This is a genomic window from Streptomyces sp. NPDC026417, from assembly GCF_055567695.1.
The window spans coordinates 13,117-37,739 of sequence record NZ_JBVHPY010000038.1; the positions used below are offsets into that span (position 1 = coordinate 13,117).

Below are 24,623 nucleotides of genomic sequence, written 5' to 3' on the forward strand. Positions count from 1 at the left end.
CCAAGTATTCTCGCGATCTCACTGCACGGCCCCCATGCTTCGGCTCGCGCCCCATGGCCCTTCAGAATCTGCGAACCCAAGGGCTCTCTGCCGGTACTGGTCCACCACGGACGTCGCCGTCGATGTGAGCGTCCTTGACCCCGACACCCCTGGCAGCAGCAGGTCGGAGAGAGAAACGGTGCAGGTCACGGTCACCGTGATGGTGCCCACTTGCCCCACCGGCACGCTCAGGCCACCGGTGTTGACGTCGACGGATGTCGATGCGCAGGTGATCCCCTGGTCCGTGAGGGACTCGGCGGCCGCCGCCTGCGCGGCACCCTGAGCGGCTGAAGCTGTGCGGTGCATGGACGCTTCCCGGGCCGCGTCCTCAGCCGCTGAGTCGATCTTCGCGCCGGAGGTGACGATCCGACCGCCGGCGACCGCCAGACACAGGAACATGATCAGCGACGGCACAATGATCGCCGCTTCGATCGCGGCACTGCCCTCATCACCGCGAAGCCTGTCAGCCCAACGGGCCCTGTCTCGCACGTGAATCACTCCCCCGGAATCGTCCAGCGCTCGACCGGGCCGGACGCGGACTGGCTGACGTGCAGTCCCGGCACGCCGGGGATCAGCGAGAGGGCGGTGCCGCTCACCTGGACCCGCACACGCTGCCCGTCACTGCCGGCCCTGACGCTGTAGCCGGTCAGGCTGTCGCCGGCGGTGCGCCCCAGTACGTTCCGCGCCCGGGCCGCCCCGTCGGCCGGGCTCGACTGGTAGGAGCGGGCTGCGGTGGCTCCTTCGCGGGCGGCGGTCAGGGCGATCTGCCGGGCGTAGTACCACAGGGACGCCTGGATGACGGCCATCGTGGCGAGCAGCACGAACGGGAAGATGATCGCCATCTGGATGGAGGTGTCGCCGCGGTCATCGCCCCACCGTCGCCCCTGCCACCAGTCGCTCAGCCGCTCGGGACGTTTCATCACAGGCCGTTCAGCTGGCCGTTGTACTTGGCGATCACGACGGCGATGGTTCCCGCGATCAGGACCGCGCCGGTGACGGCTGCCACCCAGATGATGACGGTGGTGGTGGAGATGTCGCCGCGGTCCGGACGCCGTGCTGCCTCCTGAAGGCCTTCCTGCACGCGGCTGGTCACATGGAAGACGGCGCGGCTGGCGCGCGATAAGGTGCGCGCGCCCCGCCCGCCCACCCCCGGTCTGCGGGGCGCACTGTCCGGGCCGGTGTGCGGGTGTGTCGTCGCCCGGAGCACAGCACGGCGGGTGCGGGCGGCAGTGTGCTTCATGGTCGTGACTCCTTGGCTCTTCAATGGATCAGGGAATCGTTTGAGGACGGTGGTGGTCAGACGGCGAGCATGCGGATGACCGCGGGGAAGGCCATCAGGAGCATGACCAGGACGGCGAGCAGGGCGCCGGGCGCGGTCATCTTCTCGCTGGCCGCGTTCGCCTCGGCGGCCTGTGCGGCGAGCAGTTCCGCATTCAGGGCGGCGGTGCGTGCCCGCAGCGCCTTGTAGACGGCGGCGCCGTCAGTAGCCGAGCCGCGCATGATGTCGGCGACGTCGTCCAGGACGGGCAGCTGGTACTGGGCGGACAGCTCCGCCAGTGCCTGATACGGGGGGATCTTCTCCAGCCGGGCCCGGCGCAGCGCTGCCTGCAGATACACAAAGGGCCAGCCCTCGCCGACCTCGGCGGCCTTCTCCAGGGCCTCGGCGGGGCCGGCGTCGGCTGCCCGCTTGAGGGCGACCAGGTCCAGGTAGGCGGACAGGGCGTGCGCGAATTCCTCCCGCGCCCGCTTGGCCTGGTCGCGCACCGCGAGATCAGGGGTGATGAACAGCAGGCCGGCGATGAGCAGTCCGACGGCGGCCGGCACGTAGAACGGCAGGCCCACGCCCGCGATGACCCAGGGAATGGTCGCGATCACCGGGCAGAGCAGCCCCAGTGCGGCGAGCGCGGTCTTCTTGAGCATGAAGTGTCCTGGCCCCTGCCCGAGCAGGGCCAGGTTGGTGGCGGGGATGCGGACGCCGGGCAGCCGCTCGAGGCGGGCCAGCAGCCACCGGCCCCACACCTCCTCACGGTCCAGTTCCGGTTCGGGCAGGGCCAAGGTGGCAGGGGCGCTGCGCTTGAGGGCCGGCCCCAATGCGGGCTGGGGACGCAGGAGTTCTCGCACCAGCAGGGCCAGGCCGGCGCCGACCGTGCCTCCGGCCGCAACGACGGGGAGCAGGTTCACGACACGGCTCCTTCCTGCCCCCGGCGGGCGGCCGCCGGCTCCGGCTCCGGTTCCGCTTCAGGCGCGGGGAGTCGGACGGTGCTGGTCGGGTCGGGAATGAGGAAACGCGGGATGCGGCGGAAGGTGCCCAGCTGCCGCATCAGGGCGAGCACACCCACGAACCCCGCCGCCAGGAAGGCGAGCACGAGCTGCCCCAGCAGCGTGGAGTACGGCCTGGTGTAGGACGGCACGAAGAACCCGGCCACCACGACGCCGACAGTGATGATGGTCATCCACCGCACGGTCGTCCGGGGCTTGGCCCGGTCTGCCTCGATGGCGCGCTTCTTGGCGACCTCCTCCCGGACGGTGCCCGCCAAATCCTCCAGCGCTTGTGCCAGGCCAGGACCGCGGTCGTTGACCGACAAAACGAGTGCGGCGGTCACCTTGTCCGCGGTGACATCGTCCAGTTCCCCGGCGAACGCGCGCAGGGCCTGCTCCGGCCGCCAGCCCAGCCGCAGCCGGTCGGACAGGTTGATGATGTGCTCGGCGAGTTCGTCCGGCGCCCCCTGACGGCTGGTGATCATCGCCTGCTCCAGACCCATGCCCAGCCGCAGCAGCCCGGCCAGCCGCTGCGTCCACTCACTGAGAGCTTCCAGCTGGCCGATGCGCTCCTGCGCCAGCTGCGCCGGGGTGATCAGCCAGGGCACGCCGATGACAGCCGCACCAAGCAGTGCACCGCCGACGAAGTTCCCCGCGGAAAGCCACACAGCCACGAAGACGGCGACGGCTGCCAGGGTGAGCGTGCGGCGTCGCAGCCGGCTGCCCTGGCTCTGGTTCTTGCCGGCGCGCACGGCCTGCCAGCGCCGGCGCAGCGGGGCCCGGCGCGGGGCCGTCGTGCCCACCGTCCCGGCGACGACACCGATCAGCCCGCCGACGACGGCCATCCCGCACAGCAGTCCCAACAGCCATGTCATCGGCTCATCCCCACCTTCAGCGGTAGGGGCGCCTGCCAGGTCCCGTAGGGCTGTTGCAGCAGCGTGGAGTCGAAGCCGACGCGGCGTAGATCATCGATGCAGCCTGGGTCCATCCGGGGCACCGCCCGCGGCTCACCGAACTCCTTGCCGGGGGAGAACACCTCATTGGTGGCGGGCCGGCCACTCTCGCCGATCCCGGTCAGCTCCAGGACGTGGGAGACATAGCGGTGGCGGTGCCCACCGATCTGCGTTTCATCGGTCATGTCGACGAACACCACGAAGTCCAGGCCGTTGGCGGTCTGCCGGTAGGCGAGCTGCTCGGACAGGTTCTCCTGGGCGAGCGCATACAGCTCGGCGATCCGGTCGAAGACGATGTCCGGCCTCCGGGCGTGGATGGTGCACAGGTTGCCGCCGGATCCGTTCGTCAACGCCTGCATCATCGCCACGACCTCGGGGCCGCGGACCTCGCCGACCACGATCCGCTCCAGCGACATCCGCAGCGCGGGATGCATTAAATCCAGCAGCGTGACCTCGCCGGCACCGCGCCCGGTGACATCCTTCTCCCCATTGGACTCGCGGCCCACCAGGGACACGACCTGCTTGTGGTAGCCGTTGTCGTGGGCGAAGAGCTCGTCCTCGCTCTGAATGGTGGCAAACCGCGTCTCAGGATCGAACTCCTTGAGCAGCGCCCGCATCAGCGTCGTCTTGCCGGCCTTCTGCTTCCCCGCGATCATGATGTTCTTCTCAGCACGTACGCACGCACCGAGGAACTCGCGCAGGACCGCATCGATCATGCCCAGCCGCACCAGGTCGTCGAGACCGGCCTGGGAGATACGGTGCCGGCGGATGACCGCATACGTCATCGGCCCCAGCCCGGTGATGGCCTGCAGCCGGGAGCCGTCCTCAAGCGCCAGAGCAAGCGTGGGATTCGCCGTGGAGATGGTGCGCTCACTGTTCCCGGAACCCCGGGCCAACTCCCGCAACAGCTCCAGCAATTCCTCCTCGGACTCTGCGATCGGGCCCACCCGACGGCGTTCACCGTCGCCATAGTCCAGCCACACCTCCTGCGGGCCCTGGATGATGATGTCCTCCACCCGCTCATCGTCCAGATACGGCTGCAACCGGCCCGCCCGAAACAGCAGGTCATACACGGCGCGCCGCAGCGCCTCGTCCTCCCGCAACGTCATGGCCTGAGCGTCGGACCACAGGGCGACAGCCTCGGCAATCCAGTTCAGGCAGCGCTGCTCCTCACTGTCGCGGTCCATATCGGGCTTGGTCTTCAGCAGCTCCTCCCGCTGCCTGGCAACCTGCGATGCGATATCCCGGGCCACCCGATAGTCGACGGCGACCTGCGGAACAGCCGCGCCGAGCACACGCGTTCCCGCGGCCGAACCGGCAGAGGTCGGCGCTGTGGCACTCTGGTGCTCCCGCGCCTGGGGCAGGGGTGCCACCGAGGGGTCCGGGTGCAGAGGCCTAGCGTGCACGGGTCACCTCCCCGCCAGCTGCGCGCACCACGCGCGGATCGAGACGGGCCCGGCGCATGGCGGCCCGCTGGATGACCAGGGTGCTGCTGGTGCGGGCAGCCCTCATCAGCGACGACCGGATAAACCGGCGAGACTGTTCGGCGCCGTCGGACAGCACGGCGGCATCGTCCGGCGCGTACGGCAGGGTGGCGATCACCGGTACTTGCAGAACACGCTGCACCTCACCCGCGGGGTACGGACCCTCATTGATCATCAACACGCTGACGTCGCCGACGCGCTCCTCCAAGGCGCGAACCCGCCCCTCGGCCGCTTGCAGGCAGCGAAGTGTGTTGCGGACCACCACGAACACGGCGTCGGCCTGCTCAGCCAGAACCCCGCAAGGCCCGTACGCGCCGCGGCGGCCGAGGTCGATCAGAACGTCGTGACCGCTGTGCGTTTCGATGCCGCGGAACATCCGCGCCAGAACCTTCCACACCTGGCCAAGGCTCGCCGCCTGCGCGGGGTCAGTGAGGCCGGGGAGCAGCAGACGATCGCGAGGTGACTCCTTCTTGGGGTCCTCACTGCTCAGATCGATCAGCTGCCGCCAGAACGCTTCACTGAACTCGCCCTTACGGGCGGCAACCGAGAGGTTGCGCAGCCCGTACCGGTCTTCGAGCGTGCCCTGCAGCAGACCGTGCAGCACGGACCCACCGTCCGGGTCACATTCGGCCAGGATCATCCGCCGCCCCGCTTCCAAAGGCCACGACAGCAGCAAGGCCAGGGCGCTGGTGGTCACGCCGGGCGCACCGCTGCAGCCGGCAAGCGCGATGACAGCCATCAGCGACCGTCCGGGGCAGCGAGGACCAGACGCAAAGTGCCGGCTGCCTCCCAGGCGGCGGCCTTGGGCCCGTCGGTGGCTGAGGTGGCCACGTCCACCACCTTCACTCCCGTACCCGGAGCAGCGCCGGACGCCTTCACGACCCGACCCCTGATGGTCTGCGGCGCAGCCTCCGACGTCTTGCCACTATCGGTCGCTCCCTGAGCCGGGACATGCACCAGCTCCACCTTCTGGCCCGGCACCAGCGCCGTGGCAGGAATCTGCTTGGGCTCCAGCCCTATCGGCACCAACTTCTCGCCTGCCTTCACCAGCGAGTCCCTGGTCACCTGCGCGGGGGCCAGCAGAGAACCGGGCTTGAGCTCCACGGCCGCCCGCTTGCCTACCACCGACTTCAAGTCGTCGGCGGGCACGGACTTGACGGCCGCATCCAGGGCGAGGGACGCCTTGCCGAGATCGCTTTCGGTGAGCACCTGCCCGACCTGGACGTTACGGACCACGGTGACGACGTCCGTACGGTCGCCGACCTGGAGCAACAGGACGGCAACGCCGGCGCCCCCGGCCGCCATCAATGCCAGCGACAGAGCGATGACCCCTGGCCGTCGCCTGCGCGCTGACACCCGGGGCGGGACCACAGGCCCGGCAACGCGTTCCTGAGGAGGGACGCTGCTTGGGGCTGTGCCTACTTGGGTCTTGCTCACCGTTCTGTCCTTCCGGCGGCGTTACCGACAACCTGTACTTCGCCGACTGCCACCTGCAGGTCGGTCTGCCGGACCTCTGTGAGTTGACCGGCTTGTCCGCCGCCCTGCCAGTTGATCGTCCACGTCGAGGTCGCGATCACCGGAAATTTGCTGCTCCGGGCACTGGCTGAGGTCTTGGAGTACACGTGTCCGCAGGTCGGTGACTGCGCGATGCCCTCGGACGGCGTATAGGGCGTGCCGGGACCGCGACACGTCACGGAGGCGCCGTCGCCCATCTGCCACACGATCTTCGACACCTTCGCCGTCGCGGTGACGGTGATCCCGCCCGCCGTCGCCGACGCGGTGTTCGGACCGTAGGTCGTGGCGCTCTGGTTGACCCACATCCACATCGGAACACCGACCGTGTATTTCCCGGCGTCACGCGGACTAGCGATGTCCGGACCCAGCAGTGCCATCTTGTCGACGGCTTGCTGGGCTAGCGCTGCTGGGTTCGCTGTTGGCACGTCTGCTGCGGGATCGGCGCCGATGAAGGTCGTCACACCGCCAGGGCAGGTCCGCTCGTAAGCCAATCGTCCCTCCCCTTGGTAGAAGAGACTTCCAGGGGGTGGTTGAGGATCCATTGGGCGGACGGTGCATTCGGACGAGGTACCACCGTGGTGGGAAGCAGGCTTGCCCTCTTCCGACGGTTGATTTTTGCCAGCACCTCGTCCGTGGGTAGCGACCCCTACGCAAAAGGACACCATGTCGCAGTGCCCCCTACTGATGTCCGGGCCGTCATCAGCGTGAGCTGTAGTCACACCAATGATCAGTAGGGCGATGGTTGTCACTGCAGCAACAGGGCGGTGGACTAGCATGACCGGTCCTCAGGAGTGACTTGTACGATCACCCAGGTGCCGTACCACTTCTCGGCAACGACATTGGTGACGTACCTCGTCAACCGATCCTTCGGGAGGCTGACCGCTTCGCCATTGGCTTGTTTCACGAGCTTCCAGCGCGAGACGTCTGTGCAATCGGTCAGGGCAGCCCGCGGCACCTTCAATTTCGTGTCGATGGAGGTGACTTCCGGATGGAGTACCGGCCTCCCGGTAGCTACCAGACGCTTCTCTTGAAGCGCACCTATCTCAGTCTTGGCTGCGGCATACGCTTGCGCGACCGCGTACTTCTTGAGGGCTGTACCCCTGAGGTTGGCCTGCGCGTACGCCGCTACCTTCTCGTCCCAATAGCGCCGGTAGGCAGCCTCGATGGGAGCCCCAGAGTCCGTGGCTGGCGAAGATGCCGGTTCGGTCGGAGAAGGGGAGGCTGGAGCTGAGGGTGCCTTTGTATCCCCAGACTCAGTCTGCGACGGACTGTGCTCGTTGCTGCAGCCGGTCGTCACTATGAGGCCGCCCAGGAGGATCAGGCCGATTGTTATCTGTCGACGGCGTCCGCTGTTCCTGCGTTCTGGCATGCGTTGCTTAGTGCGTGTCATGCAGTCTCCCCGTACGGCGTGATGTGACGGGGCCGCTGTCACCGGCAGCCGGGTGGTGGCTGCCCAGATCCGCGGCCTGGTCGAGCTGCGGTGGTGCGTTTGCGTTCTGAGAAGATTACGCATATGCCGGAGGGTGGTGGCCGGTACTGGTGGGCCACAGGGGTAACTTGGCTCATTTTCAATCATAAATAGACCTTTGCTGTCGCGAATTGTTCGTTGCGATTGTGATGATCTAGAGGGTGCCTTGAGCGGCCTCGGACCGGGGACTGACGCGGACGGTCCTGCTTCGTCCGTGCCGTTCCTGGTGGGGGCCGGGGTGGTGTCAGAGTTCCGTCCAGGGTGTGGGGGTGCCGTCTGGTCGGGCGAGGGGGGTCCACACGGGAGCGGTGGGTCCGTGTTCTTCGAGGTCGGTGAGGGTGGCTGCGGCGAGGGGGACGTCGCGGGCGAGGGCGGCGACGAGGGGGTGCTGGGTGGTCATGGCCTGCAGGTCGTTGATCCGGTTGTGCAGGGTGTGGGGTGGGGCGCCGGTAAGGACGAACAGCACGCGTGGGAAGAGCGGGTAGTGCCGTAGCCATCCGGGGCTGCCGGCGTGGTGGTTTCGGCGCTGGCGGCCGGGGAGCTGGGGTTCGTAGGTCCTCAGGCGTGCGTAGTCGATCAGTTTGGAGGCGAGACGTTCGCTGCCCATGGTGGTGCGGTCGACTTCGATGAACGCCCGCAGTTTGCGGCGTTGTTGGCCGGTGGTGAGGGTGTAGTGCGCGACGGCGTCAGCGATGAGCTTTTCGCCGTCGCCGATGGGGTGGGCGACCTCGGGGGTCCAGTCGAGGGGGCCGTGTTCGTCGCCGCGCCGGCGGGCGTCGGTGACGAAGGCCAGGTGGGTGCGGACGACGGTGAGGGTGTGGGGGGTTTTGAGGGAGGCGGCGGTGGCGGAGGTGATCGGGTAGGGCGGACGGTTGCGTAGGTGGGGCCAGTCTCTGGTGAGACGGGCGCCGGTGGGGGTGAGGTACCAGGCCCGGGTGCGGTGGGACTGGGGCAGCACGGTGTAGCCGACGAGGTTGTTGCGGCGTAGTTCGTTCAAGGGGCGGGAGATGACTTGGCGGCTGGCGTCGGGTCGCAGGAGGGTGTGGAGCTGGCGGGTGGTGGCCATGCGGTGCTGGCCCAGGGTGGCCAGGATCCGGTGGGCCAGGGACTCTGCGGGGGTGGGGGTGAAGCCCGCCGGCGGGGCGACGCAGGGGGCGTGCGGCCGGGGCTGGGTGGTCATTGGTATCCCTTCGTGGAGGGTGCGGTCGGCGGGGGAGTGGGGGTGTGCTGGGTGAGGAAGGCGGTGACGCGGGCGAGTTGGCCGGCGGCCCGGGTGGTGAGCTGGTCGAGGGGGAGTGCCCCGGCGGTGGCGAGCGCGGCGTGGTGCAGCGCGGCGGTTTTGCCAGGGCGTGCATGCTCGGCGAACACGTCGTCGAGGTGAGGGCCGCGCAGGCGTACGGGGCCGACGCGGCGGCCTCCTACGGTCAGCAGGGCGTAGTGCTCGAAGCGGTCCAGGGCGACGGCCTGGTCGGGGCTGGGTGTGTCGCCCCACTCGGCGGTGATGGGGGCGATCGCGGTCTTCGAGCCCGCGGTGGTGGCCAGGGTGGAGGCGTTGTGCAGCAGCGACATCCGGACCGGGCCGGGCAGCCGGGCAAGAAGCTGGGTCATGCCGTGGACGTGCGCCTTGTATTTGCGGAAGTCCTCGAACATGGCGGCGATGGTTTCCGGGGCGGCGCCGGTCAGGGTGATGAGCTCGTCGAAGTAGGGGCGGAAGGGGACGCGCTGGTGTTCGGGGGTGTCACGGCGTGAGCGGACGGCGCGCAGCAGGTCGCGGGCCAGGAGCGCGGTCAGGAGCCGGTCGGTGGGTCCGTTGCCGGCCGGGCACACCCACACGATCATCTTCGTGTCCATGGCGGCGCGGATGTTGTAGACGCCGACGGGCTGGCCGAGGAAGGCGCGGGTGATGGGGTGGGCGGCGAGCCGGGCGAGGGGGTTGAGGACGACGGCGAAGGCGTCCGGAGGCAGGGTGGGGAAGATGTTCTGCCACCAGGACAGGGTCTCTGCCTCGAGCCGGCCGGTGAGTGCGGTGAGCGCCGTGGTGCGAAACGCGGGGTCGGTGAGCAGGGCCCGCGCGTGGAAGAGAGTGGCCTGGTCTTCGGGCCGGCCGGCGGCGCAGGCGGCCTGGTTGAGGGCGGCCAGCACGGTCAGGGCGGCGCCCAGGATGGTCAAGGCACGCGGTGCGCTGGCGTCGTCCCAGCCCAAAGCGGCGGCGAAGGCATCGGTGATGGCTTCGACGACTTCGTGCGGCGCCTGGCCCTGCTGCATGGCCAGCGGATTCCATGAACTGACGCGCGCGCTGGACCCGCTGACGTTGAGGTCGATAAATGCGATGCGGTCCATGAGGTGGTCGTGGGCCAGAAACGGCGCGGCCCGGGGCCAGGAGTCGCGGTGCGGATCGAGGAAGAGCAGCCCGCCGCCGGCATGCGCCCAGCCGATCGCCTGCGCGAGAGCGCGTTCGGTTTTGCCGCCGCCCGCTTTGCCGACCGCGCATTCGAAGAGGGTTTCCTCCGCGTGGGTGGCGACCAGCCGTTCGCGTCCATCGGGCCCCCGGTAGATGCCCTGCAGCAACAGGGTGGGGTCGCCGAAGGAGAACGTCGGCAGGTCCCCGGCCAGCAGCGGCAGCCGGCAATGGACGGTGGGCGGCTTGAGCAGCCCCGCAAGCTCCTCCAGCCGCACCCAGTTCGCCCGGGGCGGCTGGCAATGCCCCCATTTCCAGCGTCGCTCGAAGCCGCGGCGGGTGGGCCAGTGATCCGCGCCGATCCGCCACGGGCCCACCCGCCACCCGCGCATCGCCCACCGAGAATCACCACCGAACACATCCAGCCCGGCCTGCAGCTGGGCGAGACGAGCCTGCGCGCGGCCCTCGACGTTCGAGGCGCACATCACCAACAGCTGCACCCGTACGAGCTGGTCGTCCTGGGCGAGTTTGCCCAATGCCTCGGCCGGCTCGACGCGGCGCGGCACCGGCGGTATCACCAACCGGCGGCCGACAGCATGCTGCTTGCCGGTGAGAAGCTGCTGCAGCTGCCACGACAGGGAGTCCTCGATCCCATGCGCGTCCTTACGGATCCAGCGCGCGGCACGCTGGGCCTCCCGGCGCTCCGCACGGCGCGCGGCGGCCATCAGCTGCAGCCGCCTCGAGCGCAGCGTCCACTTCGCGGCACGCTGGATGTCCAGGCGGATCTCGGCAAGGTCACCCAACTCGGCGCGCAGGTCGCACACGGCATCCACAAGCGGCTGCAGCGGGTCCGGCTCCAACGGCACCTGACGCAACGGGGCGATCGGCTTGCCGCGCAGGACGAACTCCGCCCGCACCAGATGAGTACGCGGCGTGTCCACGATCGGGCGGGCCTTGTCCACCCGCACATCAGGCCCGAACGCCGTGATCGACAGCAGCCGCTGCGCTCCAGCCGGGCCTTCGATGCGGTAACGCAACGGGTAGGAGCCATCGGCCCGCAACCGGATCTGTACCGTCTTGGTCCGGCGCGGCGCCCACCACGGCATGCTCGTCGAGGCCCTGGCGAGCTGCACGCCGCGGCGGAAGATCTCCTCCAGGCCGGGGTTGAAGTGCCGGGCAGGCACGAGCTCCAGCGCCATCCGCTCGGCAGAGGCCTTGCGCGCCAGCCAGCGCACCAGCAGCACGCCCGCACCCCACACCCAGGCCAGGACGAGCACCAGGGCGTACCAATGGGCAAAAAGCCAGCCGGCCGCATCCGCCAGCCACGCAATCGCACCGAGCCCCTGCCCCAAGGGTGATGCGCCGGTGACGGTGCTCAGGTGCGAGGTCGCGGTACCCACGTTGTGGCTCCCTTCCAGGTGGTGCGGGTGAAATACAGGTCGGTGAGGCGGCCGTCGGTGTACGTGCCGCCGCGGTCCTGTGCCGGCCCACACCAGATGCACCACCGCCGTGTCCGGGCCGGCGTCCCGGCGTGCGATCGCGGCCTGGATCCGGAAACGGGCGGAAGCGAACGCCGGCGCGAGACCCTCCTGGGAGGCGGGGAAGGCCGCAGGCCACCTGGCGCGGCCGATCCCGGTGGCGTCGGCACGCAGGAGGCCGCGTCCCGCTGCCAGCAGTTCGCGCGCGTCACCAGAGGGAAGATTCGGGGGGCCACGCGTCCTCCAGCGCCTTTTGGATGGCTTCATCGCCGGCCGTGCCGTCACCGTGCGGCGGCAGTGCCCGCCCACCGGCCGCCGGTCTCGACGCGGCAGGCGTCGAGGCAGGCACGCCGACGGCCGGCACATCAGTGGCCGGGGTCGGGGCCGCAGGTGACGGGCGAGTGGTTGCGTGAGCAGTCAAAGACGGCGCCGGGGCCGGTGCCGGCTGTCCGTGCGGCACGCCAAGGAGGCCGGCACCGACGACGGCGAGCGTGAAGGCGCTCAGCACCAGCAGACGCGGTGAGCGCGCGAGGGTGGTCATAGCAGCCGAGCTCCCCCCGCATAGCCGGACATGGCATCGACCGCATCCAGCCGCACGACGGTGCCTGGGCGGGCGGCGTTGACCATCTGCCCGGCTCCCAGGTAGATGCCGACGTGATAGATCGTCGCGTCACGGCCGGGGGCGTAGGCGAAGAAGACGAGGTCACCGGCTTTGAGGGCACTGGTTCCACGACGGGCGGGGATGCGCTGGCCCTGGCCCGCCTGCGCGGCCGCGGTACGCGGCAGACGAACGCCGGCTTTCGCGTAGGCGTAGGTGGTCAGCCCCGAGCAGTCGTAGCCACTGATCCGTTGACCGCTCTTGCCGCTGGGCGAGCAGCAGATGCCGTACGACGGGCCCTGGGAGTTGCCGCCGCCCCACGAATACGGGATACCGCGCTGGGAGAGCGCGGCCTCGATGACGGTGCGGACCGTGCCCGTGACGTTCTTCAGGTCCGGAGCCTTCGCGGCCGCGGTGTACTGGTCGATCCAGCCCAGCACGTTGGCGACGTACGCGCTGGAGTGGTTGTACTGGAAGATCGCGGCTTTGAGCTGGGCCCGCCTGACCAGGTCGCGGCCGCCTCCGCACAGGTAGATGGCGGCGCCGAGCGCGGCGTCGTCGGCATTGTGCGGGTCGGCAATTTTGTCGCCGCTGGCATCCTGGCCGACGTTCTGCCAGGTGGACGGCAGGAACTGGAAGGGCCCCACCGCGCGCTCTGCGCTGGCGGTGCCGTCCCACCGGCCGCCGTCCGTGTCCGGAAAGGTGGTGGTGTTGCCGCCCTGGCCGGAGCCGTTGAGGAGCACCCCGTAGATCTTCGGGCGGATGTCGCCGCCTGCGGCGACACTGCGGCCGATGGCGTGGTTGGACTCGACCTTGGCGATGCCGGCCAGGATCGGCCAGCGCATGCCATGACTCGACGGCACATGCTTCCCGACCTGCTGTACGGCCTTTTTGTAGGCGGTGAGCATGCGCGGCGGAATGTCTGCGGCACTGCCGCCCGCAACGATCCCGCCGTCGTCCTGGGCGCCGGTCGTCAGCGCGACGTACGCGCTGATCGCGTTGCCTGCTGGGGCGGCGCAGCACACGGCGGAGAACAGCAGCAGCATCGCCACGCACCCCCATCGCGCCATCCGGCGCCGGGAGGGCCTCATTCGTCCTCACCGTCCTCGCTCCTCCACCGGGCCCGCATGTCGCGCAGCGCATCGGCCTGACGCATCGCCTCCCGTATCCGGGCCTGGTTGTCGGCGCCGGTGGAACCGTCACCGTCGCCGGCGCGACCGGGACGCCCGGACCGGCCGAGATCGGAGCGGGACAGCGGCGCGGGGCCGTCCCGCCCAGGGAGAGGTGCAGGGGGCGCAGGTGCAGAACCGTCCGCAGGCGCGGTCAATCGAGCCGGGGCAGACGCCGTACGCCCCGAAGGACGACCAGAGGAAGCAGGCCGCGGCGCAGAAACAGCGCGCGAGGGGGAGGCCGAGGGGGCTGCGGCCGGCAGGCGACGACCGGTGAACGGAGCGGCTGCGTCGCGGTCGTCGGTGTGCTCGCGGATGACCCGCGCCACGTGACGACCGGTATCTGACCACGCCCCAGCGTCCTCACGGAGGGTGTTGCCCCACACCCGCACCTGCTGGCGGGCGTCCTGGGTGTAGCGCGAGCCTCCCGAACGAGCGCGGCGCACCGTGGCCGGCAGAGCAACACTCGCCCCGTATACGGCCCGGCCGCCGCGGTTGAGGATGCGGTAGCCGCGCAACCGGACGAGCTGGTTGTGGGCCCGGGTCGACAGCAGGGTCCGGTCGGTGTTCTGGTCGTGCAGCACCTCGCCGGTGGAGCGGTCGATGACCTGCCCGTCGTTGTTGCGATAGCGGTCGGGCGGACCTGCGGGCCGGCGCGGCCCCGTGCCGCCTGAGCCGCCGTCTGCGCCGCCAAAGGGCCCTTCGCCGGTGTTCGGGTCGCCGTCGGCGGTGGGCTTCGTCCACTTGGCCAGCTGCTCGTCCTGCGGCCGCCGTCCGATCAGCAGCCAGTGGGAGCCCTTTGCCCCGAGCCGCGCGCCGGCCCCGCCCACGGCCGCGGCAGCCGTCAGCGGGGCCAGACCGCGCCCGGCTTCGGCCGTGGCGCCGGCAAGGACCCGGCCCGTGTCCACCGGCAGGCCCACCCCGTCGAACACAGAAGTGAGTGAGCCCAGCAGCCGCTGCCGGGTGCCGAGCATCCCGAACCGTCCACCGCCCCCGCCGGTGAATGCACGCAAACCCCCGCGGTATCCGCCCATGGCTGCGGGGGAGTTCATGGCCAGGGCTGCGCCGAGTTCGGAGGTGTCGCCGGGCATGTGGGTGCCGCCGACCTTGGCGTAGCGCATCCGCATCGCCATGCGCCGGCCGAAGGACGTGATCCCGCTCAGCAGGCGGCGGTGCCCGGCAGCCCCGGCGATGGCCAGGACGTCGATGAGCAAAATCCGCTCGACCATCAGGTCGGGCCCCTCGGTGAGGGTGGCGTCCACGGCGATGCCGAAGAACGGCACGAACGCGCAGATCCCGACCACGGTCAGGACCGAGATGCCCCACAGTGACAGCCACTTCCACACCGACTGGCGCGGGGGCCCGGGCAGCATGCCCGCAACGAACGTGACGCCGCCTGCGGCCGCGGCCGCGGCGCAGATGCCCTGGGTGCCCAGCAGCACGATGGCGCTGGAGAGCAGCATGCCGCAGATGAACAGCGCGGCGATCAGCAGCAGGCCAGCACCGCCGATGCGCCACCAGGTGGGCTCGTGCGCATACTCGGCACATGCCTTGCCGACGCTGCCGGCCTTCTTCATGTCCGCAAGGAAGGCGGCAAATTCGCGGTCCTCGTCGGTGACGATCGCGCTGGAGGCGTCCAGCAGTTCCCCACCCGGCGTGAGCTCCGGCAGGCTCCCGCTGCCGGCCTGGTTGTCGGTGTCGCGTTCGCAGTACTTCTTGCCTGGCCCCCAGATCTTGTCGCACGGGTCTTTGTCTCTTCCCTTGGTGGTGTTGCCGGCCTTGTAGCCGCCGGTGATCCACTTCAGGTGGACGGCGTAGGCCTTGCGGTCGGCCGGTGTGGCGGGGTCGAGGATGCGCCCGTACTGCAGCAGCATGTACGGCTTGACGATCAGCGCGTTGGTGATCGAGTCCTGGATCGGGCGGGCCACCTCGGCTGCGGAGACCGGCCCTTCGCCTTCCCGCTTTTCACACTTGGTCTCGGCATGGCCGGCCATGCCCGCGCACGGGTCGAGGCTGGCGAGCTTGCCGCCCCAGTCGTAGGAGTTGACGGAGCGCTGGGCCACCTCGGCAGCCACCTGCTGGGACTGCCCCAGCGGTCCGTCCTGGGAGAGCAGGGTGTCGGGACGGATGAGAGCTGAGGCAGCGAACGCCCCGATGAGCAGGGTGAGGAAAATTTCGCCCAGCCCGCGGCCGACCCGCCCCCGCACGATCATGAAAGCGGCGAAGACGAACGCCCACGCCAGCAGCAAACCCTTCAGTCCGAGCGTGTCGACGACGACCGTGTCGTAGCTGTCGGCGACCTTCTGCGCCGGCCGGGCGAGGATCTTCAGCAGCGGGAACCGGAAGGCCACCTCGATCGCCCACCCGGCCAGCCCGACCAGGAGCCGGATCAGGGTGAACAAGCCGGACAGGGCGAAGGCCAGGGCCTGCGTTTTGAAGGCGACGATGGAGCCGCCTGAAGCGTTCAGGTCGTACCCGTCGATCGGCACACCCTCGGAGGAGGTGATGTTCAACGGGGCGAGCAGGTCTCCGCTCTCGCTGCCACTGTCAGCCGCATACACGACCTGGCTGTTCACCATGACCAACACACCGGTGAGCAGCACGATCAAGCCGGCCGAGCGCAACGTGCCGCGGTCTGGACGGAACCTCTTCATGCCCGCCCTCGCCCCGTAGGTATTCGGCGGCGCCAGACCACGAGCATGCCGACCGTCGCCACGGCCGGCGACAGCTTCCAGGCGGCGACGTCCCCGCCCTCTGGTGCGAATCCGGGTGTGGATCCGGCGTTCGTGGTGAGGCGGACGTGCTCGCCGTACGCCATGGCAGGACCCGCTGTCCGACCGCACAGACCCGCGGCTGCCTTACCGGCGTCGGCGGCAAGGGCCTGCCCAGTGTGTGGCCACGAGGTCTGCGCAAGGCTCGTTCCGAGCGTCAGGACGAGCACGCCGGCCGCGAAGGTGATCGGCATCAGAGCGCTCGTGGTGGTGGCCAGGCGCGGACAGGGGCTGGGTGGGAAAGAGGTCATCACAGGTCCTCCGAGCGGTCGCCCGTGGCGGTGCCGGCGAGCGGCGCGGAGGTGCGGCGGCCCACTGTGGTGGGGTGGCCTCCGGGTGTGGTGGTGATGGAGGTTGAGATCCGCTCGATGTGGGGGATGACGACCTTGATGCGGCCGGTGTTCTGCCGTGGGCAGGTGATGAGGAACTCGCCTTCGCGGCCGTGTTGTCCGACCGGGGACAGGCCGGTGGTCACCAGCCGCAGCAGCTCGGCGTCGTTGGCATCGAGACCGAGGAATTCCAGTCCTCGGCGGGCGCGTTCGCGGTCCGTAGTGCGGGCGAGTGCCCGGTAGGCCATCAGCCCGCGGTCGGGGCCCAGTTCCTCCGCGTCGTGCGTTGCGGCGATCAGGCCGGCGCCGTGCTTGCGGCCGTCGTGGAGGATTTCGTGGACCAGGGCGGTGCCCTCGGCGGATGAGGTCAGCCAGTACAGCTCGTCCAGCACCACGGCGGTGAACCGCTCCGGGGTCTCGAAGGCGGTCTGCCGGGCGAGTGCCGCGATCAGGTAGAGCACCGCGCGGCCGATTAACGCTTCCAGCGGCTGCTGGTGCAGGACGTCGGGCTTGTCGAACGCGGCCTTCGGCGGCAGCTTCAGACCAGCCGTGGTGATCACGATCATGTCCAAGGTGTGGGAGGCGTCCAGCCGCACGGGCGGCAGCGCCGGGTCGAACACCATCGCGGCAAGCGGGTTGTGGGCCACCACGCGGATGAGGCCGGCGAGGGTAGCGGCCGCGTCCTGCCGCTTGCCGGCCTGCGCGCCGGCCATCTCCTCGAGGACCTCCAGCACGCGGTGCATGGACGGGCACGCGCCGGCGGCAGCCCGCTCGACGGCATGGTGCAGGACCTCTCCATGGGTGCTCATCGGGCCGATGCCGAGCTGGAGCGTGAGGTAGGACAGGGCATAGTGGCGGGCCTCGGGGCCGTCGAACATGCGCAGCGGGTCGATGGACACCTCCGCTTGGGCGGCGTCGATGATCTGGCAGCGGCCCGCGGCCGCGGTACGGGCGAAGGACGCCCACTCGCGCACTGGGGTGCGGTCGATGCAGATCGCGACCCCGCCACGCGCCCACACCGCCTCGGCAACCAGCTTCTGCAGGACGCTCTTGCCGGCGCCGAGGTCGCCGATGATGCCCATGGAGGCGGAGGCGTCCTGCTTCGGCGCATCCGCCACGTTGATCATCACGGGGCGGGTGGTGCCGCAGTCCAGGTTGATGCCGAGGAACATGCCGTTGGGGTCGCCGACCTCCGCAAGGGTGAAGGCCCCGCCCAGCGCCCAGTCCTCGCTGACCTGATGCTGGGTGAACTCCCGCATCACCCCGGGCCGTACGGTGCCGGGCAGTCCGAGGGTGAACAGGGCCTCCTGCAGTCCGGTGGGGCGCACGGCGCGGTAGTCGGCGCCGGCGAGCAGCGCGGCCAGAGCGCGGGCGCGGGCATCGCACACGGCGGCGGTCGGCCCCCACACGCTGAGCACGGTCACCGACTGGACCTCGACCTCCACGGATGTGCGTGACAGGCGTGCGTCCAGCTCGCCCAGGTCGCGGGCGGCGTCGCTCAGGGAGGCGGGCATGCCGGTGGGCCGGGCGTCGTACTGGTCGGCCTGGTCGATGAGTTCGTTCTTCTTGCGCCGCACCTGATCCCGCGCTTTGTCGGCCGGCACCAGGGTCACGTCGATGGTGTAGTCGACCGGGAAGTCCAGGTTCTCCAGCTGCGCGAACAGGTCAGCGGTGTCCTGGCCCACCATGGGCGGGCACTCGGCCAGCGCCAGCTGCGCCTGATAACCCACCCCCGTCTGCGACTCCACCTGCAGCCACCGCCGCCGCAGCGGCGAGGCGGTCTTCAGCCGCCACCACGCCCCACGGCCCGAACGGCCGCTCCGGCCCGCCCCCGCCCGCCCCTCGGCATTGGGGGTGGGATCGACGCCGCCCTCCTGCAGGCGGACCTGGCCAAGGTCGGCGTAACTGGGGCAGCGCAGCGTCCCCTTGCGGACGTGCCCGCCATACAGATTGCTGGTCTCCGCGTCGGTGAGCAGCGGCTCCACGAGCCCGCGGTGCAGTGCGTGCTGGATCATCCACACGATCTCCGCCGGACGGGCCGGGCGGAAAGCGACGCCACCGGCGAGCGCGGCTTCCACCCGCAAGGCCTGCTCGCGGTAGGCGCTCACCTCGCGGCGCGCCACCGGGGCGGCCCGCATGCCCAGCATCGGCGCCAGGTCAGCCCACACCACTCCCAGCGACGGGCCCACCTGCCCACCGGCGGCGTCGCGGTGCAGCGGCACCGCCAGCCACAGCGTGCGGCGGTGCATCTCCTGCTCGCCCAGCAGATCCAAGGTGGCCTCGACGTTCTCCACCCACGGATGCGTGATGCCGGGGGCCTGCCCGCCGGACTCGATGCCCTCGATCATGCGCAGCGCGATCTCACCCGCATCGACCTGGGCGCACAGCCCGAACAGGCGCGGCGCCCCCGAAAGCGAACGGACCAGGTGCGTGATCTTGGCGAGCTGCTCGTCGCGGACCGCCGCCGGCACGTAGGTGCCCTGGACGCTGTCCTCCCGTCGGCCGCGTGCGTCCGGTCCCGGGTGCAGCCGGTAGATCGCCCACACGCTGCCGTGCGTCGACCAGATGAGGTGTCCGGCGATGTGACGGATCGGTACCCTCACCGCGCGCCCCCGGTCTGCTCGGCGAGGGTGAGCAATCGCTGGACGCTCGACACCGGCCCCACCGAAACTGGCTTGACCGTCACCTCGGGCACCTGACGCTGCGGGCGCCGGCGGGTGGAAGGCCGGCCCGCCGTGCGGTGCACGGTGCGGTCGGCCGCGGGCGGGTCGATGCGCGGCGTGGCCGTGACCGGGATGGCGGGAGCAGCCTCCTCGAGCGTGAACCCGCCCAGCAGCGGACGGGACATACGGTCCCGGGCGGCCCGGCCGCCGATGCGTCCGCCGGGAGGCTGCCAGGCCAGCAGCATCCAGCCCAGCGCAGCCGGCAGCGGGGCACGCCCTTTGATCTTCGGCCGGCGCACCGCCCAGACCGACAGGAGCCAGGCCACGATCGGTACCGGGCCTATCCACGACCACCAGCTGATCGTCTTGATGAGCAGGAAGCCGCCGCCGACGGCGACCACGATCTGCGCGGGGGTGTAGGGGCCGAGCGGGATCCTCCAGTCGGCGACCTTGCCCAGCACCCATGGATGGCGGCGGGCGGCCGTGTAGAAGCGGCCCACCCGCCCCGTGGCCGCGGCGCTCACAGCATCCCTCCGGTACCAATGGACTGCCCGCGGGGGAGGGGATGGGGGCCGTGCACGATGCGGGGCGCGGCGGGGGCACCACTTTTGGAGGGGTTCTTCACCTCGTCGGTGAACATGTCCGCCAGGTCCTGGCGGGCGTCGTACAGCCCCAGCGCGATGATCATCAAGAGCAGGGCGCCGATCCCGGCCTTCAGGCTGAACTTCTGGATCATGATGACGACGACGAGGACGACCAGACCGGCCTGCAGGCCCTTGGTGGCCCACTCCTTGAACATGTTGATCCACGAGTCACCGAGGTCATTGAGCTGCCCCGCGAGCACCATGGTGTTCACCGCACACCCCTGTCCTTCACGGTTGCGGACTCAAACGCTGCGACTTCCCACCGTCCGGAGCGGGCCGTGAGGCCCAGGTCGTAGGCCAGCGGCCAGCGCCCGGCGTCATCCCGGGCTTCGGCCTGGACGCGGACGCGGACGTTCGTGCCGTCGCCCGGCACCTGCTCGGCGGCCGCAGCCCCCTGGGCGCCCGACACCTCCTGGACGGTGACCGCGGTGTACGGGGTGGGGGAGAGCGCCGTGAGCTTCACCCCGGGAGCGAGGTAGCGCTCCACCTGACCGGCCCCGGTCAGGTACGCGCCCAAGAACTCACCGACGGCCACCGACAGATCGCCATCGGCGGGCACGCTCACGCCGTACGGCGACCTGGCCACCGCGGCACGCGCCGGGCCGGCCACTATGGCGGGAGCGCCCGTCACCGTGAACGAAGCACCGCTTGCATCGGCAGCCACCGGGACGGCGAAGTAGCGCACCTGCCCGTCGCCGTATCGCGCCGCCACCCTCACCGTCCACGCGCCGTCCCCTTGGTGCGCACTGCGCACGGCGGTCACCGATGCCGGCTTGGGCTGCGCACCTGCGACCGGGTCCGGCAGAGCGACGTCCGGCGCGAGCGACTGTGCAAGCCGCGCCTGCGCACTGCCCGCGTCGTCGGCGCTGCTGCGCAGCCACGCGTCGATGAACACCTGCGCATAGCCCGCCGGATCTTCCCTGATGGCCGCAGTGCGCACGGCATCCGGCTTCTGTGCGGGGGCGGCCGCAACGGTGGCCGGGCCGGACATCACCGCAACACCCAGGGCGAGGGGGCCGGCTGCGATCGCGGTGAACAGGGCCAGGCGCGACAGGCGCACGCGCCGCCGCATCTTCTCCAGCCGGGCGCCGGCGGCCATCGGGGAAGCCGCGTCGCTCTCTGAGGCCTGCTTGCCACGGGCCATGTCTCAAACTCCCAGGTCGATGCGTGTACGTGCGGACCTTGAGACAAGTCGCCGACCCCGACCCGACCACCGACCATGAAGGCCCGACCACAGTCACGATGGGGACACAAAGCCGTGGTCGGGGCTGTGGTCGGCCCGACCAGCGACCCGACCACGGCCTCGGACGGCGACCGGATACGCCTGAAGCGGGCGTAGCCGAAAAGTGGTGGGGAGGGGACCGCACTCAGCGAGCCCCGGAGCGCCAGCGGGGAAACCGCCGCAGGACCACGGCCGCACCGGCTCCAGGAAAAGGGGCCGTGCAAGGCCCGGCTGCGCACGACGTGGCGTGTGCTGCGCAACGTCGACGGCGTCTGCCGGGTGTGCGCAGCTGGCTGCACCTGCCGCATGCGCAAGCCCCGAAATCCGTTGCGCAGTGACGACTGCGCACTGAGCGCCGTCGTAGCTGCGCACCCGCGACTGCGCATCCTTCGGCGCGCCGGGAAGGGCCGTGGTCACCCCACCCCCGCCATGAGGTCGACCACGCCAGGCCAGGGTGCATGTTGTCGGATCGTGACCGGTGGTCGGGAGCTGTGGCCGTCAGCCCGGTCGGGGGTGCCGGGTGAGCTGGCGCCCATGGATCTCGCACCTGTGCCCCCACACCGCGGACCCTGCCACCTCGCTCCTGCACATCTGCTCCAGGACATCGGCGGCCGCACGCACCTGGTGTGCGAGAAAGCACGATGAGCCGCTTCGGGGCGAGGATCCACCGCGGGGTGATGGCGGCGGACCAGTTCACCCAGATCGCCAACGGCCTCTTTCGCGACCCTGAACTCTCCTTCAAGGCGAAGGGCGTCTTCGGGCTCCTGAGCACCCACCGCGCCGGCTGGCACATGACGGTCGCCGACCTCGCGGGGGCCGGACGCGACGCCGTACGCGGTGCTCTGCACGAACTGCAGCACCGCGGCTACCTCATCCGCGAACAGCTGAGACACGACGACGGGACGCTCGGCGAGATCGTGTACTCGATCACGGACCGCCCCGCCCCCGCCGAGCCCGCCACAGGGGCCGGGCTGGTGTTCGCCCCCGCGTCGGCGGGCAAGGCGCCGTCCGGCGTCGGGGCGGGGATCCGCCGCGGGGTAATGGCGGCGGACCGGTTCACCCAGATCGCCAACGGCCTGTTCCGCGACAGCAGGCTGTCTTTCAAGACGAAGGGACTCTTCGGGCTCATCAGCACGCACCGCGACGGCTGGCGGATGAACGTCACGGACCTGGCGCGCCGCAGCCGTGACGGCCAGGCGGCCGTCCAGAGCGGCCTCAAGGAGCTGGAGAAGCACGGCTTCCTGCTCCGGGAACGCGAGCGTCACCCAGATGGCACCCTCGGTGCGGCCGCGTACGTCATCACCGACCTGCCCAGCCTGCACAACAGCAGGTCCGGGCCGATGTCGGGTTTTCCACCGGTGGATAACCCGACGTCGGTGCGTCGCCCCCGTAAGAACACCAACAGCAAGAAGACCACCACGCAGAAGACCAGAGCCTTCCCTCCGTGCGATCACGGCGACGCGGCGCGAACAGCCTCAAGCACAAAGCGGCCCGAGGTAGCAGGGGTGCTCCCGGCGGACGAGATGCATCCCGGGATCAGGCTGCTGCTCGAGATCGGAGCACACCGTCCACAACTCCTGCTGACCGGGAAGGCACTGACCGATCAGGGGCGCGTCGCCACGGCGATGCTGGAGGCAGGCTGGAGCACCGAGCAGCTGCGTCACCTCATCACCGACTGGCCCCTGCCGCAGCCCGTGCGCACCACCGTCGGCGCGATCATCGCCGCCCGCCTGCGAGCCGCCCAGACCTACCCGCCTCCCCTCCCGCTTCACGGCCGTCACCTGTGCGGCGCCGTGAGGAAAGCCGAGCCACAGGGGCGCCCGCCGACCGAGCGATCGTCCACGGCGTCTGCCGCCCGCACCGTGACCGAGGCCCTGACCTACCGGGCGCTCACCGAATGCGCCGGCTGCGGCGTCCCTGCCACTGCCCCCGGCGAAGACCTCTGCCCGGCCTGCCTGGGCTGGCCGCCATGCCGAACCTGCCCCGGACCCACACCCCGGCGCGCCCGCCCCGAGAGCGATGGCCGCTGCACCACCTGCGCCACCACCTCAACCCACCTTTTCGAAGGAAGCACTCCATGACCCCCCACGCACCGCCGACGACCAGGATTGCGCAGCGGCTCAACCCGTTCGGGCAGCAGCCCAAGCGGTGGGAGAAGAAGCGCTCGCGCGCCGTGCGCGGCGGACACGTCTGCTGCGGCCCCCGTTGCGCCTCCTACTGCGAGCCCGTCCTGATCCGGGAACGAACGGGCTGGGGCTGGATCGACTGGACGATTCCCGCTGATGGCAGCATCCCCACCCAGCCGCACCGCATCGCCGTGTTCACCCCGATCGCAACCCGCCCCCAGCTCCTTGCCCTGCGCTGGCTGGCCAGGCGTCCGCCACATCGGATCCGCCTCGGCGCCGTGACCGTGCGGCCGGCCACGGCCGCCGTCACGGCTCTCACCCTGGCCGCTGCCGCCCTTGCCTGCCTGCACGGCATCGCCTCCAGCATCGTGCTGCCAGCGGCCGCCCTGGTCCCGCCGCTCATGGAACACCTGCCCGACCGGCTCGACACCCGCGCCGGCGAAAACGCCCGGATCGTCGAGACCCAAGCCGCCTGCCGCTACCTGCAGCGCCTCGCCGCCCTGCACACCACTCTCGTCCAGACCGCCGACGGCAGCGACCGCCACGAGCTGCGCCGCGCCATCAAGCTCGGCCACCACCAGATGTTCGACACCGCCAGCCTGCTCCAGCGCCACGGCACCCGCACCGCCTGGAGCGAGCTCATCACCCGGGAGCAGCTGATGCGGCAACTCGCCGCCCAGATGCGCCAGATCCTCACGCCCCCGCAAGGCGATGCAGTACCTGCCCGGCACGAGCGATCTGGCGGGCAGCCGCCACTGGGCCCGTATCCGCCCGGGCAACGGCCGCGCCCCCACCCCTCAGTCGAACACACGGCGCCCGTCGAGCCAACGAAGGAGAAGACGACCATGCCCTCAGACGTTTCCCCGCAGCCCGCCGGCGAGGTGTACCTGCTCTTCGCCCACGAGCCCTATTACCCGGCCGCCGCACAAGAGATCAACACCTCACTCGTCGCCGCAGCATCCCTGCTCCACCCCCGAGTCCGCCAGCCCGACGGCGCCCGCTTCCACGAGCGCCTCACCCGCGGCCGCCGGCCGGGCGAGATCGTGCCCCTGGCCACGCTCACCCACGAACTGGACAGCGGCCGGCTCTGGCCGGAGGTCGGCGACTGGGAAGCGGTCACCGCGGACCTGCTCCAGCTCATCCAGGACCGCAAATGCGATGCCCTCAGCCTGCGCCTGCCGGACATCGCCCGCGCGCTGGTGTGCTCCACTCCGCACAGCGAGATACGGGTCTACGACCCGGCGGCCGAGCACTACCAGGCATTCGGGCCCACCGAACGAGCCGAAGTCCTGATTGAGATCGGCTGGCAACTGGCCTGGGCACAAGCCGGGTGCGCCCTGTGGCCGGGCGATGGCCTGCTGGCTCCCGCGAACCCCGAGACCTCGAAGTGAGGTTCGGCTACGCGCGTTCTCTAGGCACTGTTTCTCGGATCTCCCTCTTGGGGTGGGGTGTTGGGGGCAGGCTGGCTCCATGGGACGCGGAGACCTGACGAATGCGGAGTGGGATC

Annotated in this window: 20 protein-coding genes; 2 read left to right on the forward strand and 18 right to left on the reverse strand. The window is 70.3% G+C overall.

What is annotated here, in order from left to right:
- Positions 1-18: 18 nt before the first annotated feature.
- The 18 genes from ACZ4NT_RS35940 to ACZ4NT_RS36025 form a co-directional block, all read right to left on the reverse strand.
- The gene (locus ACZ4NT_RS35940) at positions 19-528 is read right to left on the reverse strand and encodes a TadE/TadG family type IV pilus assembly protein (protein ID WP_467729440.1); all 510 of its coding nucleotides are present in this window, start codon (positions 526-528) and stop codon (positions 19-21) included.
- A 5-nt stretch (positions 529-533) separates the two neighbouring features.
- Complete coding sequence (locus tag ACZ4NT_RS35945; RefSeq protein ID WP_467729442.1) at positions 534-959, reverse strand: TadE/TadG family type IV pilus assembly protein; 426 nt, start codon at positions 957-959, stop codon at positions 534-536.
- Complete coding sequence (locus tag ACZ4NT_RS35950) at positions 959-1,279, reverse strand: hypothetical protein (protein WP_467729478.1); 321 nt, start codon at positions 1,277-1,279, stop codon at positions 959-961. The genes ACZ4NT_RS35945 and ACZ4NT_RS35950 overlap by 1 nt, the downstream gene beginning before the upstream one ends.
- 56 nt (positions 1,280-1,335) lie before the next feature.
- Entirely contained in the window at positions 1,336-2,220 is an 885-nt protein-coding gene (locus tag ACZ4NT_RS35955) for a type II secretion system F family protein (protein WP_467729444.1), read from the reverse strand.
- Positions 2,217-3,173 carry a type II secretion system F family protein gene (locus ACZ4NT_RS35960; protein WP_467729446.1) on the reverse strand — a complete coding sequence of 319 codons (957 nt, stop codon included), beginning with the start codon at positions 3,171-3,173 and terminating at the stop codon, positions 2,217-2,219. Before ACZ4NT_RS35960 ends, ACZ4NT_RS35955 begins: the two co-directional genes overlap by 4 nt.
- A complete protein-coding gene (locus tag ACZ4NT_RS35965) occupies positions 3,170-4,546 on the reverse strand; it encodes a CpaF family protein (RefSeq protein ID WP_467729448.1) in 1,377 nt (458 codons plus the stop codon). Before ACZ4NT_RS35965 ends, ACZ4NT_RS35960 begins: the two co-directional genes overlap by 4 nt.
- Before the next feature lie 100 nt (positions 4,547-4,646).
- Entirely contained in the window at positions 4,647-5,474 is an 828-nt protein-coding gene (locus ACZ4NT_RS35970) for a hypothetical protein (RefSeq protein WP_467729450.1), read from the reverse strand.
- A complete protein-coding gene (locus tag ACZ4NT_RS35975; protein ID WP_467729452.1) occupies positions 5,474-6,040 on the reverse strand; it encodes an SAF domain-containing protein in 567 nt (188 codons plus the stop codon). Before ACZ4NT_RS35975 ends, ACZ4NT_RS35970 begins: the two co-directional genes overlap by 1 nt.
- 128 nt (positions 6,041-6,168) lie before the next feature.
- Positions 6,169-6,711 carry an ATP/GTP-binding protein gene (locus ACZ4NT_RS35980; protein WP_467729454.1) on the reverse strand — a complete coding sequence of 181 codons (543 nt, stop codon included), beginning with the start codon at positions 6,709-6,711 and terminating at the stop codon, positions 6,169-6,171.
- Between the two features lie 308 nt (positions 6,712-7,019).
- A complete protein-coding gene (locus tag ACZ4NT_RS35985) occupies positions 7,020-7,619 on the reverse strand; it encodes a hypothetical protein (RefSeq protein ID WP_467729456.1) in 600 nt (199 codons plus the stop codon).
- 343 nt (positions 7,620-7,962) lie between these two features.
- On the reverse strand, positions 7,963-8,898 hold the full coding sequence (locus ACZ4NT_RS35990) for a replication-relaxation family protein (RefSeq protein WP_467729458.1): 936 nt from the start codon (positions 8,896-8,898) through the stop codon (positions 7,963-7,965).
- Entirely contained in the window at positions 8,895-11,516 is a 2,622-nt protein-coding gene (locus ACZ4NT_RS35995) for an ATP/GTP-binding protein (RefSeq protein WP_467729460.1), read from the reverse strand. Before ACZ4NT_RS35995 ends, ACZ4NT_RS35990 begins: the two co-directional genes overlap by 4 nt.
- A gap of 615 nt (positions 11,517-12,131) precedes the next feature.
- Entirely contained in the window at positions 12,132-13,238 is a 1,107-nt protein-coding gene (locus tag ACZ4NT_RS36000; RefSeq protein ID WP_467729462.1) for a C40 family peptidase, read from the reverse strand.
- Between the two features lie 41 nt (positions 13,239-13,279).
- Positions 13,280-16,015 (reverse strand): hypothetical protein, encoded by a 2,736-nt coding sequence (locus tag ACZ4NT_RS36005; protein WP_467729474.1) that lies wholly within the window; start codon positions 16,013-16,015, stop codon positions 13,280-13,282.
- Positions 16,016-16,382: 367 nt separating this feature from the next.
- Complete coding sequence (locus ACZ4NT_RS36010; protein ID WP_467729464.1) at positions 16,383-19,064, reverse strand: ATP-binding protein; 2,682 nt, start codon at positions 19,062-19,064, stop codon at positions 16,383-16,385.
- Complete coding sequence (locus tag ACZ4NT_RS36015; RefSeq protein ID WP_467729466.1) at positions 19,061-19,648, reverse strand: hypothetical protein; 588 nt, start codon at positions 19,646-19,648, stop codon at positions 19,061-19,063. The genes ACZ4NT_RS36010 and ACZ4NT_RS36015 overlap by 4 nt, the downstream gene beginning before the upstream one ends.
- A complete protein-coding gene (locus ACZ4NT_RS36020; protein ID WP_467729476.1) occupies positions 19,645-19,971 on the reverse strand; it encodes a hypothetical protein in 327 nt (108 codons plus the stop codon). Before ACZ4NT_RS36020 ends, ACZ4NT_RS36015 begins: the two co-directional genes overlap by 4 nt.
- A 5-nt stretch (positions 19,972-19,976) precedes the next feature.
- Positions 19,977-20,912 (reverse strand): conjugal transfer protein, encoded by a 936-nt coding sequence (locus tag ACZ4NT_RS36025; RefSeq protein WP_467729468.1) that lies wholly within the window; start codon positions 20,910-20,912, stop codon positions 19,977-19,979.
- A gap of 719 nt (positions 20,913-21,631) precedes the next feature.
- On the opposite strand from ACZ4NT_RS36025, the gene ACZ4NT_RS36030 reads away from it, so the two are divergent.
- Positions 21,632-23,071 carry a hypothetical protein gene (locus ACZ4NT_RS36030; protein WP_467729470.1) on the forward strand — a complete coding sequence of 480 codons (1,440 nt, stop codon included), beginning with the start codon at positions 21,632-21,634 and terminating at the stop codon, positions 23,069-23,071.
- Positions 23,068-24,507, forward strand: coding sequence for a hypothetical protein (locus tag ACZ4NT_RS36035; protein WP_467729472.1), 1,440 nt, complete (start codon positions 23,068-23,070; stop codon positions 24,505-24,507). The genes ACZ4NT_RS36030 and ACZ4NT_RS36035 overlap by 4 nt, the downstream gene beginning before the upstream one ends.
- Positions 24,508-24,623 lie beyond the last annotated feature (116 nt).